Consider the following 14956-nt stretch of genomic DNA (forward strand, 5'->3'; position numbering starts at 1 on the left):
GAGCGAGATCAGGGCGACGGCGGCGACGGCGGCGGTGGTGGTGCGGCGGATCGGGGACTTCACGGGGTGCTCCTCCAGGACGGGCGCAGGGGTTGTCCCCACCATTCAGCGTCGACGTGCTGTGTCGCCCACGGGGAGAACCTGTGCGTCGTCTGTGCAAGCGTCCGACGCAAGCGTCCGACGGCACAGCCGCGACGGGCATGTTCGCGTCGCGGACGGTGTTGGGTGGGGGTGACGGTGGACGACACGGTGGACGACGGAGGCGGCGACGGCACCCGGACCCCGGACGTCTCGCGGGTCCTCGACAGCGTGGTGATCGGTGCGGGGCAGGCCGGCCTGTCGGCGTCGTACCACCTCGGACGGCTGGGCCTGGACCACCTGGTGCTCGACGCCGACCGGCGACCCGGGGGCGCCTGGCAGCACCGGTGGGACTCGCTGACCATGGACGACGTGCACGGAGTGGCCGACCTGCCCGACGACCCGGCCCCCGGCCGTGGCCGGGAGCGGGCCAACGACGTGATCCCGCGGTGGTTCGCCGACTACGAGCGCAGGCACGACCTGCCGGTGCTGCGCCCGGTGCGGGTGGATGCGGTGCGCTCGGCCGGCGAGCTGCTCGTCGTCGAGGCGGGCGACCAGAGCTGGCGCACCCGCACCCTGGTCAACGCCACCGGGACCTGGAGCCGGCCGTTCGTGCCGCACTATCCGGGCATCGGCGACTTCGCCGGCGAGCAGTTCCACACCTCCGACTATCCCGGGCTCGACCGGCTGCGCGGCCGGCGCGTGCTGGTGGTGGGCGGCGGGGCCAGCGCGGTGCAGTTCCTGGGGAGATCGCGCCCGTCGCCACCACCGTGTGGGTCACCCGGCGCGAGCCCGAGTGGCTCGGCGAGGCGGACCGGCTGGACGGCCGGGAGGTGATCCGCCGCGTCCAGGACCGGGTACGACGCGGGCTGCCCCCGGCCTCCGTGGCCAGCGTCACCGGCCTGCGCCTGCGCCCCCAGGAGCAGCACGCGGCCGAGCTCGGCGCCTACCGTCGCCGGCCGATGTTCGCGCGGATCGAGGCGGACGGGGTGCGCTGGGCCGACGGCACGTTCGAGCCGGTGGACGTGATCCTCTGGGCGACCGGCTTCCGCCCGGCCGTCGGGCACCTCGCCCCGTTGCACCTGACCAGCGAGCACGGCGGGATCCGGCTGCTCGCCACCGGCGAGGACGTGCAGACCGCCGTCACCGCGACCGCGGACCCGCGGGTGCAGCTCGTCGGCTACGGGCCCTCGGCGTCCACCATCGGTGGCAACCGCGCCGGACGCGCGGCGGCGCTGGCGGTGCGGCGCCAGCTGGCCGATCCGCTCGAGGCCGCCGGCTGACCTCGCCCGTTCAGCCCTCGGAAGTCTCGGCGGCCGCGGCGGTCTCGGCGGCCGCGGCGAGCCGGTCGAGGGAGGCGCGCAGCTGCGGCTCGCCGGTGGCCCGGGCCCGCGGGATCCGGGTCTCGTCGGTCAGGTCGGTCCAGTCGTAGGTGTGCCGCACCCGGCTGTGCGCCTCGTCGATCGGCTCGACCTGCCAGCGCCACTCGTGGCCGATCGGTGCCTCACCCTCGACGCTGGGACGCCACGCGACCAGCCGGCCCTCGGTGAAGGCGACGACGTGGTTGTCCCGCACCGCATCGCTGGTCAGCCGCATCGCGAAGACCTGCCCGACCCCGGTGAGCCGGTCACCGCGCACCAGCTCGGCGAGGTTGTCGTTGCCGTCCCAGGAGGGCTGCCGCGCGGGGTCGGCGATCAGCTCGAAGACGGTCGCCGCGGGCGCCGCGACCTCGCGTTCGGCCGACACCACCCGCTGCTCCCCGGTGCCGCCGCTCGTCCCGTCGCTCGTCCCGGCGTCCGCGCTCGGGGTGCCGTCCGTGGTCTCGCCCATGGCGCCAGTCAACCGCGCGGTGGCGTGGACGTCGACCCTCCGGGGTCCTCGATCGCCACTACGCTGCCGGGCGTGGCCGACGTACCGCACGCGGATCCCTGGCACACCGCCGACCTGGACCTCGACGGCTATCTCGAGCGTCTCGGGGTGGCTGCGGCCGAGCCGAGCCTGCCCGCGCTCGGGGAGCTGCACGAGGCGCACGTGCGCCGGTTCACCTTCGACAACATCGACGTGCTGCTCGAGCAGCACCCCGGCGTCGGCCTGAGCGCGATCCAGGAGAAGTTCGTCGGCCGCGGACGCGGCGGCTACTGCTTCGAGCACGCCACGCTGTTCGCGGCGGCGCTGGAGCGCCTCGGCTATCCGGTACGCCGCCACCTCGGCCGGGTGCCCGCCGCCGACGGCACCCTCCAGGCGCGGACGCACATGACCGTCGCGGTCCGCGTGGCCGACCGGTGGTGGCTGTGCGACCCCGGCTTCGGGATGAGCCTGATCCGCCCGATCCGGCTCGCCGACGGCGTCGAGGCCGACCACTACGGGTGGGGCAGCAAGGTGGTCGCCGCCGACGGGATCGGCTGGTCGCTGCTGCGTCGGCGCGACGGTGAGTGGCAGCACCTGCACACCCTCGACGCCCTCCGGTGGAGCCGGTCGACATCGTCGCCGGCCACCACTACACCAGCACCTTCCCGTCCTCGCACTTCCGGTCCGGGCTGATGGTCGCGCGCTACGTCGAGGACCGGCACGTCGTGCTGCGCCACGACGCGGTGACCGTGCGGCGAGCCGGTGAGCCCACCGAGCACCGGGCGCTGGCGCCGGGGGAGCTCACCGGTTGGCTGGACCGGCTCGAGGTGGCGCTGTCGGCCGACGAGCTCGGACGCCTGCTGCTGCGGGTCCGGGAGCTCGACCCGGGATCACGCTGAGTCGCTCCGCTGTCGCTGCTCGGCGTGTCGCCCACGGTTGGAGTGCCGGCCGCGATGCGCTTGGCACCATCCTCCCCATGGGAAGCGGCATGAGCCCCTGGGCGGAGCGAGCGGTGGAGCACCTGACCCGCACCGCGACCGGCCGTCCGCTCGACCGCTCGCTGCGGGTCACGCTGAACTTCCACCCGGACCGCGTGGCGGCAGGCCGCACCGTCCTGGAGCAGCTCGCCCACGACGGGGTCTACCGGTCGCAGTTCGAGACCGGCACCAGCAACGGGGGGCTCACCGCATACCCGGAAGGGGCGCGGTGGCGGTGGGAGCAACGCATCTTCGCGCATGCCTACGACGAGGCCCCGGTGGCGCAGCGGCCGAAGTACGGGGCGCTGAACCACCGCCGCCGTCGGATCGGCGCGGCACCCCGGTTCGGGTCGGCACACCTTCGGCTGCGCGAGGCGGTGCTCGACCGCAGCACCTTCTGCTTCCCCGACTCGGTGTTCGAGCCGACCGCGATGGGAACCGCAGCTCGGTTCGACCTGTTCCCTCTGGTCGAGACGTTCGATGCCCGCGAACGCTCCGACGCCCTCGAGGCCACCGAGGGCGGGCTGCTGGACGACTACATCGAGGCACACGTGCACGGCACGGTCGCGTTGGCCGCCGACGTCGAGGCCCTCGTCCTCGATCCGTCGTTTCGCGGGACCCCCGTCGAGGAGCAGGCCAGGTCGCTCGCGCTGCCCCTGGAGTGGCACGAGGGGCGGGTCCTCACGGTGGCGACCCTGGCTGCCCATCCCGACTTCCGAGGCCGCCACATCGTCGACGTCGGCCACCGCGTCGCCCGCGACGGACTGCTCGATGCGGCCACGGTCGGTCGGGCGGCTCTCGCCGGAGCCGAGGATCCCCAGGACCTGAAGAAGGTCTGGCACCACGTCGCGAGGTTCGGGAGCCCGGCCGAACGCTGAGCGCCCACCGGGCGTTGATCGGCGTCGGGGACCGTGTCCGCGCGCTGTCGCGTCGGACCAGGACGTGCTGCCGAGCTCGGTTGGTGGACACCGGTTCGGGCCGGCCACGGGCGCGCGCTACTGTCGACGCATCCACCCACGGGAGTCCGCGGCAGCGGGCTGAGAGGGAGCTGCAGCCGCTCCGACCGTCGAACCTGATCCGGCTCACACCGGCGAAGGAAGCGAAGGAGCGAACGCCGTGCGTACCCCTCGTCCCGACCTCCCCGGGATCCCCGTCCCCGCGTCACCTGCCTGGTCGCCGACCACGACGACCTCGACCTGCTCCCGGCGCTGGCCGCCGCCGGCGTCGACGGGTTCCAGGTCCGTGCCCCCGGCGCCGACACCCGGTCGCTGATCGCGCTCACCGACCGGGTGCTCGAGGCCGTCGAGGGCACCGGGGCCCGGGTGCTCGTCAACGACCGGGTCGACGTCGCGATCGCGGCCGGTGCCGACGGTGCCCACCTCGGCAGCGGCGACCTGCCGATGCCGGTGGCCCGGCGCCTCGGTCCGGACCTCCTGCTGGGCGCGACCTGCCGGGACCGGTCCGGCGTGGCCCGTGCGCGTGCCGAGGGTGCGGACTACGCCGGCTTCGGGCCGGTGCACGCCACCGCCAGCAAGTCCGGGCTGCCGGCGCCGCTCGGGTGGGGCGCGGTCCGCGCGGCCAGCCCCGTCCTGCCCTGGTCGCGATCGGCGGGATCACCGCCGCCGAGGCCGCCCACGCCCGCGCGGCCGGCGCCCACGGCGTCGCCGTGATCGGGGGCATCTGGCGACAACCCGACCCCGTCCAGGCAGCGAAGGAGCTCGTCGCGGCGGTCGGCTGATGCGGGTCGAGGTGCGCGGCGGCGGCATCGTCGGCCTCACCCTCGCCCACGAGCTGCAGACCCGGGGGCACCGGGTGACCGTGGTCGACCGGAGGCCCGCCGCGGGCGCGTCCCACGCCGCGGCCGGGATGCTGGCGCCGGCGGCCGAGCTGTGGCCCGGCGAGGAGGAGATCCTGCGGCTCGGGCTCGCCTCCCTGGCCCGGTGGCCGGCGCTCGCCGCCGACCTCGGGGTCGAGCTGCGCCGCACCGGCACCCTGCTGGTCGGCCACGACGCCGGCGACCGCGACCAGGTACGGCGCCAGGCCGGCCTGCTGGCCCGCCACGGCCACCCCGCGGCGTTGCTCTCCCGGCGCGAGGCGGCCGCCGCCGAGCCGGGTCTGGGCCGGGTCGCCGCGGCAGCGGTGATCGCCGAGGAGGCGAGCGTGGACCCGCGGGAGGTCTGCGTGGCGCTGCGGGATCGGCTGTGCGTCGTACCGGAGACGCCGGGTGGGCCCGCGCCGGAGGTGACGGTGATCGCGACCGGGGCGCGGTTGCCGGCGCCGTACCGGCACCTGGTGCGGGGGGTGCGTGGCGAGATCCTGCGGCTGCGCGTGGCGCGCTCGGCGGACCTGCCCACCCGCACCCTGCGCGGGTGGGTCGGCGGGGAGCCGGTCTACCTCGTGCCACGCCGCGACGGCGGGCTCGTCGTCGGGGCGACCAGCGAGGAGCACGCCGGCGCCCCGGTGGTCACCGCCGGCGGCGTGCTGCGGCTGCTCGCGGCCGCCCGGACGCTCTGGCCGGCGCTGGACCGTGCCGAGCTGGTCGAGACCACGGCCCGGGACCGGCCCGCGACGCCGGACGGCCTTCCGCTGGTCGGTCCCTCGGACCGTCCCGGCGTGGTGCTGGCCGCCGGGCACCACCGGCACGGGGTGCTGCTGGCGCCGCTGACGGCGGTGCTGCTCGCCGAGCACCTCGAGCATCCGGCCGCGCCGCTGGCCGAGCCGGGGCTGGACCCGCGTCGGTTCCCGCTCGACGGGAGTCGGTCGGCGGCGCCGCGCCGTGCCGGGAGCACGGCCCAGGCGCAGGTCCGCCCGCCGGCCGACCTGCCGACCCATCCGCCGACCCCTCCGCCGACCCATCCGCCGGTCCGCCGGTCCGACCCGACGGGCCCGGACGACCCACTCGAGGGGCCCGAAACCCCAACTCGACCGGTCCGAAACCCCAACTCGACAGGAGACGGAGGGATCATGACGATCACGATCAACGGGGCACCGCGGGAGTGCCCGGCCGGCCTGAGTGTCGCCGACCTGCTGCGTCACCTCGACCTGGGGCCGACGCCCCGGGGGTCGCGGTCGCGGTGGGCGACGCGGTGGTGCCGCGGGGGAGTGGCCGACCCACCGGATCGAGGACGGCGCGGCGGTCGAGGTCGTGACGGCGGTGCAGGGCGGATGAGCGCCGCGACGACGCCACGGCCCCACGAGGCCGCGTCCACCACCGGACCGGTGGTCGCCGGGCGGCGTCTCGCCTCGCGCCTGCTGCTCGGGACCGGCGGCCTGCCCCGGCTGGACCTGCTCGACCCGGTGCTCGCCGCCGCCGAGCCCGGACTCGTGACCGTCTCGGTCCGGCGTACCTCGTCGCTGGCGGAGGGTGGTCTGCTCGCCGCGCTGCGCGCCCACGACCTGCCGCTGCTGCCGAACACGGCAGGGTGCCTCAGTGCGGCGGAGGCGGTGCTCACCGCCGAGCTCGGCCGGGAGGCGCTGGAGACGGACTGGGTCAAGCTGGAGGTGATCGGCGACGAGCGGTCCCTGATGCCCGACGTGATCGAGCTCGTGGACGCCGCCGAGCGGCTCGTCGAGCGCGGGTTCACGGTGCTGCCCTACACCACCGACGACCCGGTGGTGGCCCGCCGGCTGGTCGACGTCGGGTGCGCCGCGGTGATGCCGCTGGGCTCGCCGATCGGGTCGGGGCTGGGTCTGCTGAACCCGTTCGCGATCGAGACCGTGCGGGCGGCCGTCGAGGTCCCCGTCGTGCTGGACGCCGGCGTGGGCACCGCGAGCGACGCCGCCCTGGCCATCGAGCTCGGCTGCGACGCCGTGCTCGCCGCGACCGCGATCACCCGGGCCGACGACCCGGTGCTGATGGCCGCCGCGCTCGCCGCGGCGGTCCGGGCCGGCGACCTGGCCCGCCGGGCGGGGAGGATCCCGCGGCAGCGGGCCGCCCGCGCATCCTCCCCGACGGCGGGGCTCGTCGGCACTGGTCACGTCGGCACTGGTCACGTCGGCACGGGGCACGTCGGCACCGGTCACATGGGCACTGGGCAGCTCAGCACGGTCACCGGCGATCCGATGGCCGAGGTCGGCGAGCACCGGGAGCGCGGATGACCCCGCGACTGCTGCTGCTCACCGATCGCTCCCAGCTCCCGCTGGGGCGCAGCCTGCGGGCCACGGTCACCGCTGCGGTCACCGCCGGCGCCGCCGACGTGCTGCTCCGCGAGCTCGACCTGCGCCCGGCGGTCCGTGCCGCACTGTCGGCGGACCTCACCGCCAGCGGCGCCCGGGTGATCGCCGCCCGCGGGCCGCTGCCCGGCTGCGTCGGTGTCCACCTGGCGGCGCACCAGCCGGTGACCGCGGCCGGGGGCCTGCCGTTCGGCCGTTCCTGCCACACCGTCACCGCGGTCGCCGCGGCGGCCGCGGAGGGGGCCCGCTGGGTCACGCTCTCACCGTTCGCGGCGAGCGCCAGCAAGCCGGGGCGCGGCCCGGCGCTCGCCCCGGACGCCCTCGCCGGGCCGCACCCGGTGCCGGTGCTCGCGCTCGGCGGCATCGACGCGGACAACGCGCTGGACGCCGTGCGGGCGGGCGCCGACGGCGTCGCGGTGATGGGCGCGGTGATGCGCGCCGCCGATCCGGCCAGCACCGTCGCCCGGCTCCACGATGCGCTCGCGGCGACCCGGGCCGGCGGGGAGGGGCGTCGATGAACCCGCCCGTCGTGCTCAGCATCGCCGGCACGGACTCCGGCGGCGCGGCCGGGACCGCCGCCGACCTGACCACCTTCGCCGCCCTGGGGGTGCACGGCGCCTGCGTGATCACCGCCGTCACCGCCCAGGACACCCTCGGCGTCCGGGCGGTGCACCCGATCCCGGTCGAGGTGGTCGCCGCCCAGCTCGACGCCGTCCTCGACGACCTCGACCCGGTCGCGGTGAAGACCGGGATGCTGGCCGACCCCGCCGTCGTCCGGCTCGTCGCCGAGCGCTGCGCCGACCGGATCCTGGTCGTGGACCCTGTCGTGGTGGCTACCTCCGGCGCGGTCCTCGCCGACGAGGCCACCCTGGACGCCTACCGCACCCACCTGCTGCCGGTCGCCACGGTCTCCACACCCAACGCGGACGAGGACGACCTGCTCGGCCGCGCCCACGCCACCGCGGTGATCCGCACCGGTGGCGCCGGGGGAGACGTGCTGCACCGGCCCGGCGTCGTACCGCTGTCACTGGCGCACCCGGTGGTGGAGACCCGCAACGACCACGGCACCGGCTGCACCTACGCCGCCGCGCTCGCGGCCCACCTGGCCCACGGCCTGGAGCTGCCGGACGCCGCCGCCCGCGCCGCCGACTTCGTCGTCGACCGACTCCGCGTCGGCAGGACCTGGACGCTCGGCCGCGGCCGCGGCCCGGTCGCCCACCTGGTCCCGAGCGCACGACCGGCTACACCGCCGTCCCGCACACCGACCACCCCACCGACCACCCCACCGACCGCACCCGTCACCACCCCAGGAGGACCCCGATGAGCCCGATCAGCCCCGCGAGCCAGCCCGTCCACCCCGCCCACACCCGGATCGAGCAGGGCGACCTCGCCGTGCCGTCCACGCGGGTCGCCCTGAGCAACGGCGAGAGCTTCGACCGCTACTGCACCGCCGGCCCCGGCAGCGTCCCCGAGGAGGGCCTGCCCCCGCGGCGGGCGACCTGGATCGCGGCCCGCGGCGACACCGAGACCTATCCCGGACGCGCCACCCGGCTGGTCGACAACGGCAAGGGCGCGCTGCGCCGCGGCAGCGCCCGCGAGGAGTGGCAGGGGGAGCGTCGTGACCCGGTGCGCGCACGCACCGGCCGCACCGTCACCCAGATGGCCTACGCGCGAGCCGGTGTGGTCACCGAGGAGATGCGGTTCGTCGCCCACCGCGAGGGCTGCGACGTCGAGCTGGTGCGCAGCGAGGTGGCGGCCGGGCGCGCGATCATCCCGGTCAACGTCAACCACCCCGAGTCCGAGCCGATGATCATCGGGCGTCGGTTCCTGGTGAAGATCAACGCCAACATCGGCAACTCGGCGGTGACCAGCTCGATCGCCGAGGAGGTCGACAAGCTGACCCACGCGGTCACCTGGGGCGCCGACACGGTGATGGACCTCTCCACCGGCGACGACATCCACACCACCCGGGAGTGGATCCTGCGCAACGCGCCCGTGCCGATCGGCACCGTTCCGATCTACCAGGCGCTGGAGAAGGTCGGCGGCGAGGCGGATCGGCTGACCTGGGAGGTCTTCCGGGACACCGTGATCGAGCAGTGCGAGCAGGGCGTGGACTACATGACCATCCATGCCGGCGTGCTGCTGCGCTACGTCCCGCTCACGGCGGACCGGGTCACCGGCATCGTGTCGCGGGGCGGGTCGATCATGGCCGGCTGGTGCCTGGCGCACCACGAGGAGAACTTCCTCTACACCCACTTCGACGAGCTCTGCGCGATCTTCGCCGCCTACGACGTCGCCTTCTCCCTCGGCGACGGCCTGCGCCCGGGCAGCACCGCGGACGCGAACGACGAAGCCCAGCTCGCCGAGCTCCGCACACTGGCCGAGCTCACCGCCCGCGCGTGGGAGCACGACGTCCAGGTGATGGTGGAGGGCCCCGGGCACGTGCCGCTGCACCTCGTCGAGGAGAACGTCCGGCTGCAGCAGGAGTGGTGCCACGGCGCGCCCTTCTACACCCTCGGACCGCTGGCCACCGACGTCGCGCCGGGCTACGACCACATCACCTCCGCGATCGGCGCGGCGACGATCGCGATGCACGGCACCGCGATGCTCTGCTACGTCACCCCGAAGGAGCACCTCGGCCTGCCCGACCGTGACGACGTCAAGACCGGCGTCATCACCTACAAGCTGGCCGCGCACGCTGCCGACGTGGCCAAGGGGCATCCGGGAGCCCGGGACTGGGACGATGCGCTCTCCCGCGCCCGGTTCGAGTTCCGCTGGCACGATCAGTTCGCCCTCTCCCTGGATCCGGTCACCGCCCAGGACTTCCACGACGAGACCCTGCCGGCCGAGAGCGCCAAGACCGCCCACTTCTGCTCGATGTGCGGACCCAAGTTCTGCTCGATGCGGATCAGCCAGGACGTGCGGGAGAGGTTCGGCTCCGGGCAGGAGGCGATGCTCGGCATGGAGCGGAAGTCCCGCCAATACCTCGAGCTCGGCGGCACCGTCTACCTCGACCCCGACGTGTTCACCGATTCTGGGGACGACAGGCCCGCCACGCTGCCAGACTCCGGCGCATGACATCGATCCTCCGGCGCCGCGTCGCCGGTGCCGCCTCCCTGCTCGCGGCCTCCGCCCTCGTCCTCTCCGCCGGTCTCGCGCCCGCGGACGCAGCGCCCCACAAGGCGCCGAAGAAGGCTGCCGCCACCTCCAAGCTCACCTTCGACCCGTCCGCGGAGGGCTCGTTGAAGGTGAAGCTCTCCTCGAAGCGCGCCGCCTGCATCAAGAACCGCGTGGTCGTCGCCGTCATCGAGTCCGCACCCCAGGAGTTCGGGTTCACCGTGTCCGGGCGCACCGACGCCAAGGGCGTCTTCGTCTACCCGCCGGCGAGCGCGCGCGGCGTCGCCGCCGACTCGATCCGGTTGACCGCCTACACCCCGCGCACGAAGGCCTGCCTGCCGGTGCAGAGCAACACCTACACGCTGGCGATCCCCGCCCGCGCCGCGGCCAAGCCGAAGCGGGTCAAGAAGGCGAGCGTCTCGACGACGCTGAGCATCACCGGCACCAAGCTCCGCGTGAAGGTCGACTCCTCCCGCCCGGTGTGCGAGCGGAGCCGTAGGATCGTGGTCCTCTCGCCGATGGTCGGCACGCCCGGCAGCGCCGGTGCCCTGATCGCCAAGACCAACGCCAAGGGCGTCCTGACCTACGACTTGGAGAGCCTGCCCCCGAGCCCTTCCGATTGACCACCTTCGTGCCGCGCAGCGCCAAGTGCCAGCTCAGCCAGAGCAACGTGCTCACGATCCTTCCGGAGGAGACGACCCCCTGACCCCAGCAGCACCGAACCACGACCCGAGCCCGGGGACCGCGTCGACCGCGCGGCCCCGGGTCTCGGTCGGCGCCCTCGGCGGCACCATCGCCTCCACCTCCGCCGCCGGCGACGGCCACGCGGTGACACCGACCCTCTCCGCGGACGACCTCGCCGCGGCGGTGCCCGGGCTCGCCGACCTGGCCACCCTGCGGGCCGAGACGCTGGCGATGCTGCCCAGCCCGTCCTTGGACGAGGCGACCGTGCTGCGAGCGCTGACCTGGGCGCGGGCCGAGGTCGCGGACGGGGCCGCCGGCGTCGTACTGACGCAGGGCACCGACACCCTGGAGGAGTCGGCCTACCTGCTCGACCTCCTCTGGGACCTGCCCGAGCCCCTGGTGGTGACCGGGGCGATGCGCTCGGCGCAGGCGCCCGGTGCCGACGGCCCGGCCAACCTGGTCGCCGCGATCTCCTGCGCGATCGCTCCCGCCGCTCGCGGGCGCGGGGTGCTGGTCGTCCTCGCCGACGAGGTGCACGCCGCGCGCTGGGTCGCCAAGACCGACTCGGTGGCCCCCGGAGCCTTCCGCTCCCCGGCGACCGGCCCGGTCGGGCGGTACGTCGAGTCCGAGGTCGCGTTCCTGGTCGGCCCTCCCGACGTCCCGGCCCCGGCCCTGCCGGTCCCGGCCCGCACCCCCGGCCCCTGGGTCCCCCTGCTGACCACCTACCTCGGCGACGACGGCCGGGCGCTGGACGCGCTCGTCGCCGCCGGTGCGGACGGGGTGGTGATCGCCGGCTTCGGGGCCGGCCACGTGTCGGCGGCGATGGCCGAGGCGGTCGGCCGCGCGGTGTCCGCGGTGCCGATCGTCTTCGCCACCCGGACCGGCGCCGGCCCCACCGGCCGGGCGCTCTACGGCTACCCCGGCTCGGAGGTCGACCTGCTGGGCCGCGGCGCGCACGGGGCCGGTTGGCTCCCCCCGGTCAAGGCGCGGCTGTTGCTGTGGACGCTGCTCGCGGGCGGGACGCGCAGCGCCGCGGGGATCCGGGAGGGGTTCGACCGACGGGGCGGGCTCTGATCCGACACCGTTCGCGCGCGGGGGTGAGGTCGTCGATGCTCGCGGGGCTCGGCGTGCCAGGGTGGCGCCCATGACCGAGACGACCGGACGGGCACCCTGGTGGCGGGACGCGGTGATCTACCAGATCTACCCGCGCAGCTGGGCCGACGCCGACGGCGACGGCGTCGGCGACCTCCCCGGCATCACCGCCCACCTGGACCATCTCGCGGACCTGGGCGTGGACGCGGTCTGGCTGTCGCCCTTCTACACCTCCCCGCAGCACGACGCCGGCTACGACGTGGCCGACTACCGCGACGTCGACCCGCTCTTCGGGGACCTGGCCGCCGCCGACGCGCTGATCGCCCGTGCCCACGAGTTCGGGCTCAGGGTCATCGTCGACATCGTGCCCAACCACTCCTCCTCCGAGCACCCGTGGTTCCGGGCGGCACTGGCCGCCGCGCCCGGCAGCCCGGAGCGCGGCCGCTACCTCTTCCGGGACGGCAGGGGCGCCGACGGTGCGGAGCCGCCGAACAACTGGCAGAGCCTCTTCGGTGGGCCGGCCTGGGAGCGGATCGCCGAGCCCGACGGCACGCCCGGGCAGTGGTACCTGCACCTCTTCGACCGCAGCCAGCCGGACTTCGACTGGACCGACCCCGCGGTGGGCGACGAGATGGAGTCCGTGCTCCGGTTCTGGCTGGACCGCGGCGTGGACGGATTCCGGATCGACGTGGCTCACGGTCTGGTCAAGGCACCGGGGCTGCCGGACCAGGACCCGGTGCCCGCCGACCCGGGCTCCCCGATGCCGATGTGGGACCAGGATCCGGTGCACGACATCTACCGCCGGTGGCGGAGGGTCGTCACGGAGCACCCCGGGGACCGGGTGCTGTGCGGCGAGGCCTGGGTGAGCCCGCTGGACCGTCTCGCCCGCTACGTCCGCCCCGACGAGCTGCACCAGACCTTCAACTTCGACTACCTGATGACACCGTGGGTGGCGTCCGCGCAGCGCGCCACGATCACGCGCTCGCTGGAGCAGATGGCGGCCGTCGGAGCTCCGGCCACCTGGGTGCTCTCCAACCACGACGTGGTGCGCCACGCCAGCCGGCTCGGCTACCCCCAGGACGCCGGGAGCGGCGCACTGCCCGGGATCGGGCCCCGCGACCCGCAGCCGGATGCCGAGCTGGGACTGCGCCGCGCCCGCGCCGCGACCGCGGTGATGCTGGCGCTGCCGGGCTCCGCCTACCTCTACCAGGGCGAGGAGCTGGGCCTCCCCGAGGCCACCGAGCTGCCCGACGACGTCCGGCAGGACCCCACCTTCCACCGCACCGGCGGCGGGCTGCCCGGCCGCGACGGCTGCCGGGTGCCGGTGCCGTGGCGCAGCGACGCACCCGGGTTCGGCTTCGGCCCGAGCGGGCGCACCTGGCTCCCGCAGCCTCCCGGGTACGGCGACCTCGCCCCCGACCGTCAGCGCGGGGTGCCCGGCTCCACCCTCGAGCTCTACCGTGCGCTGCTGCGGCTGCGCCGGGAGCTGGGCCTGGGGCGGGGCCGGCTCGTGTGGACCGATGACGACTCCGAGACCCTCCTCGGCTTCGATCTGACCACGCCCGCGGGGAGCACGATCGGCGTGCTCGCCAACCTCGGCGACCGCGCCGTCGTCGTACCGGCGGGGGCGGAGGTGCTGGTCGCGACCGACGTACTGCCGGCGTCGGGGTTGCTCCCGCGCGACGTCGCGGTCTGGTTCCGGCGCGGGTGACCCGGGGTCAGTCTGCGCGCCGGGTCTCCGACCCGGACGCCGACCGGGTGTCCATGGCCGTGTCCGAGGGACGCTGGGGGAGGACCTTCTCGATGTAGTCGGCCGCCGCGTCGAAGATGTCCACCTCGTGTCCGGCACGTTCGGAGAGGGCCCAGCGGTGCTCCATCACCTCGTGGAAGTACTCGGCGGGTGCGAGCTCGCGGCGCACACCGGTGGGCAGGAGGTCGACGATCGGTGAGTAGATCGTGGTCAGCCAGTGACGGGCGACCTGGGCGGGCGGCTGGTCGCCGAGGTCGTTCGCCGCGGTGAACGCGGCCAGGTCGTTGAGCAGCTTGCGGGCCTGCGCGTCCTCGACCAGCAGGCCGGTCAGGTCGCGCAGCTCGCGGCGGTGGTGGCCGGCCTCGACCACCTTCGGCTGGATCCGGACGCGGTCGGCGTCGGTGTGGATGTCGAGCTCGTCCACGTCGAAACCGAGGTCGTTGAGCCGCGCGATCCGCTGCTCGACCCGGTACCACTCGTCGGTGCTGAACTCCTCCGCCTCGGTGAGCTCGTCCCAGAGCGCGTGGTAGCGCTCGACGAGCAGGTCGACGACCGCGAAGCCGTCGATGTCGATCTCGGTGGCGCCGCTGGCGCGCAGGTCCATCAGCTCGGCGAAGATGTTCTCCCGGGCCAGGGTGAGGTCGTGCTCGCGGCGGGTGTCGGAGAGACGCTCGTGCAGCTCGCCGGTCTCGGCGTCGACCAGGAAGGCCGCGAACCCCCCGGCGCTCCGGCGGAACAGCACGTTGGAGAGGGAGACGTCCCCCCAGTAGAAGCCGCTCAGGTGCAGCCGGACCAGCAGCACCACGAGCGCGTCGACGAGGGCGGCCACCTGGTCGCCGCGCAGCCCGTTGGCGAAGACCGTGCGGTAGGACAGCGAGTAGTGCAGGTGCTCGGTGAGGAGTGCCGCGGGCAGCGGGTCCTCGTCGACGTCGGTGCGGCCGGTCACCACGCCCCGGGGAGTGACCGCCGGCAGGTCGGCGCGCTGCAGGTCCCGCAGCAGGTGGTACTCGCGCAGGGCGATCGCCTCCTCGGTCTCCTTGACGGCGAGGAACTGCTTGTTGACCTGGATGACCCGGACCACGTGCCGGGAGAGGCCCAGCGGCAGGGAGATCACGTACCAGTCGTCCCACTCGGCGAGCGCGCGGGACCACGGCATGGCGAGCAGCGCGGGATCGGTGCGCGCGCTGACGACGTGGAGCGCCATGGGGGCAACCTACGCCCTGCGCGCCCGGTGGTC

15 protein-coding genes are annotated in these 14956 nt (G+C 74.9%); 13 read left to right on the top strand and 2 right to left on the bottom strand.

Annotation, left to right across the window (positions count from 1 at the left end; translation table 11 throughout):
* Positions 1-237 precede the first annotated feature (237 nt).
* Together FIV43_RS23400 and FIV43_RS23405 are read left to right on the top strand one after the other, a co-directional pair.
* Positions 238-915, top strand: a complete 678-nt coding sequence (locus FIV43_RS23400; RefSeq protein WP_331251035.1) for an NAD(P)-binding domain-containing protein — start codon at positions 238-240, stop codon at positions 913-915.
* On the top strand, positions 912-1361 hold the full coding sequence (locus FIV43_RS23405) for an NAD(P)/FAD-dependent oxidoreductase (RefSeq protein WP_331251037.1): 450 nt from the start codon (positions 912-914) through the stop codon (positions 1359-1361). Before FIV43_RS23400 ends, FIV43_RS23405 begins: the two co-directional genes overlap by 4 nt.
* A 10-nt stretch (positions 1362-1371) precedes the next feature.
* Here the strand turns inward: FIV43_RS23405 and FIV43_RS00310 are convergent, their stop codons facing one another.
* On the bottom strand, positions 1372-1908 hold the full coding sequence (locus tag FIV43_RS00310) for an SRPBCC family protein (RefSeq protein ID WP_141012517.1): 537 nt from the start codon (positions 1906-1908) through the stop codon (positions 1372-1374).
* A 72-nt stretch (positions 1909-1980) separates the two neighbouring features.
* On the opposite strand from FIV43_RS00310, the gene FIV43_RS22990 reads away from it, so the two are divergent.
* From FIV43_RS22990 to FIV43_RS00370, 11 genes are all read left to right on the top strand, one after another.
* Positions 1981-2619: an arylamine N-acetyltransferase family protein gene (locus tag FIV43_RS22990; protein ID WP_196780920.1), complete on the top strand. Its 639-nt coding sequence runs from the start codon at positions 1981-1983 to the stop codon at positions 2617-2619.
* Positions 2544-2825 (top strand): arylamine N-acetyltransferase, encoded by a 282-nt coding sequence (locus FIV43_RS22995; RefSeq protein ID WP_196780921.1) that lies wholly within the window; start codon positions 2544-2546, stop codon positions 2823-2825. Before FIV43_RS22990 ends, FIV43_RS22995 begins: the two co-directional genes overlap by 76 nt.
* A gap of 89 nt (positions 2826-2914) precedes the next feature.
* Positions 2915-3781: a DUF3626 domain-containing protein gene (locus FIV43_RS00320; protein WP_141012518.1), complete on the top strand. Its 867-nt coding sequence runs from the start codon at positions 2915-2917 to the stop codon at positions 3779-3781.
* Positions 3782-4111: 330 nt separating this feature from the next.
* Positions 4112-4573: a thiamine phosphate synthase gene (locus FIV43_RS00325; protein WP_231123913.1), complete on the top strand. Its 462-nt coding sequence runs from the start codon at positions 4112-4114 to the stop codon at positions 4571-4573.
* Between the two features lie 67 nt (positions 4574-4640).
* Entirely contained in the window at positions 4641-7001 is a 2361-nt protein-coding gene (locus FIV43_RS23620; protein WP_196780922.1) for an FAD-dependent oxidoreductase, read from the top strand.
* Positions 6998-7594 carry a thiamine phosphate synthase gene (locus FIV43_RS00345; RefSeq protein ID WP_141012521.1) on the top strand — a complete coding sequence of 199 codons (597 nt, stop codon included), beginning with the start codon at positions 6998-7000 and terminating at the stop codon, positions 7592-7594. Before FIV43_RS23620 ends, FIV43_RS00345 begins: the two co-directional genes overlap by 4 nt.
* Positions 7591-8400 carry a bifunctional hydroxymethylpyrimidine kinase/phosphomethylpyrimidine kinase gene (gene thiD, locus FIV43_RS00350; protein WP_141012522.1) on the top strand — a complete coding sequence of 270 codons (810 nt, stop codon included), beginning with the start codon at positions 7591-7593 and terminating at the stop codon, positions 8398-8400. Before FIV43_RS00345 ends, thiD begins: the two co-directional genes overlap by 4 nt.
* Positions 8397-10154 (top strand): phosphomethylpyrimidine synthase ThiC, encoded by a 1758-nt coding sequence (thiC, locus tag FIV43_RS00355; RefSeq protein ID WP_141012523.1) that lies wholly within the window; start codon positions 8397-8399, stop codon positions 10152-10154. Before thiD ends, thiC begins: the two co-directional genes overlap by 4 nt.
* Positions 10151-10816, top strand: a complete 666-nt coding sequence (locus tag FIV43_RS00360) for a hypothetical protein (protein WP_141012524.1) — start codon at positions 10151-10153, stop codon at positions 10814-10816. The genes thiC and FIV43_RS00360 overlap by 4 nt, the downstream gene beginning before the upstream one ends.
* Before the next feature lie 25 nt (positions 10817-10841).
* On the top strand, positions 10842-11951 hold the full coding sequence (locus FIV43_RS00365) for an asparaginase (RefSeq protein WP_196780923.1): 1110 nt from the start codon (positions 10842-10844) through the stop codon (positions 11949-11951).
* A gap of 70 nt (positions 11952-12021) precedes the next feature.
* A complete protein-coding gene (locus FIV43_RS00370) occupies positions 12022-13680 on the top strand; it encodes a glycoside hydrolase family 13 protein (RefSeq protein WP_141012525.1) in 1659 nt (552 codons plus the stop codon).
* Between the two features lie 7 nt (positions 13681-13687).
* On the opposite strand, the gene FIV43_RS00375 is transcribed toward FIV43_RS00370, so the two are convergent.
* Entirely contained in the window at positions 13688-14923 is a 1236-nt protein-coding gene (locus tag FIV43_RS00375) for a DUF4032 domain-containing protein (RefSeq protein ID WP_141012526.1), read from the bottom strand.
* Between the last annotated feature and the right edge of the window lie 33 nt (positions 14924-14956).

It is taken from the genome of Nocardioides sambongensis (assembly GCF_006494815.1).
Classification (GTDB): Bacteria; Actinomycetota; Actinomycetes; order Propionibacteriales; family Nocardioidaceae; genus Nocardioides; species Nocardioides sambongensis.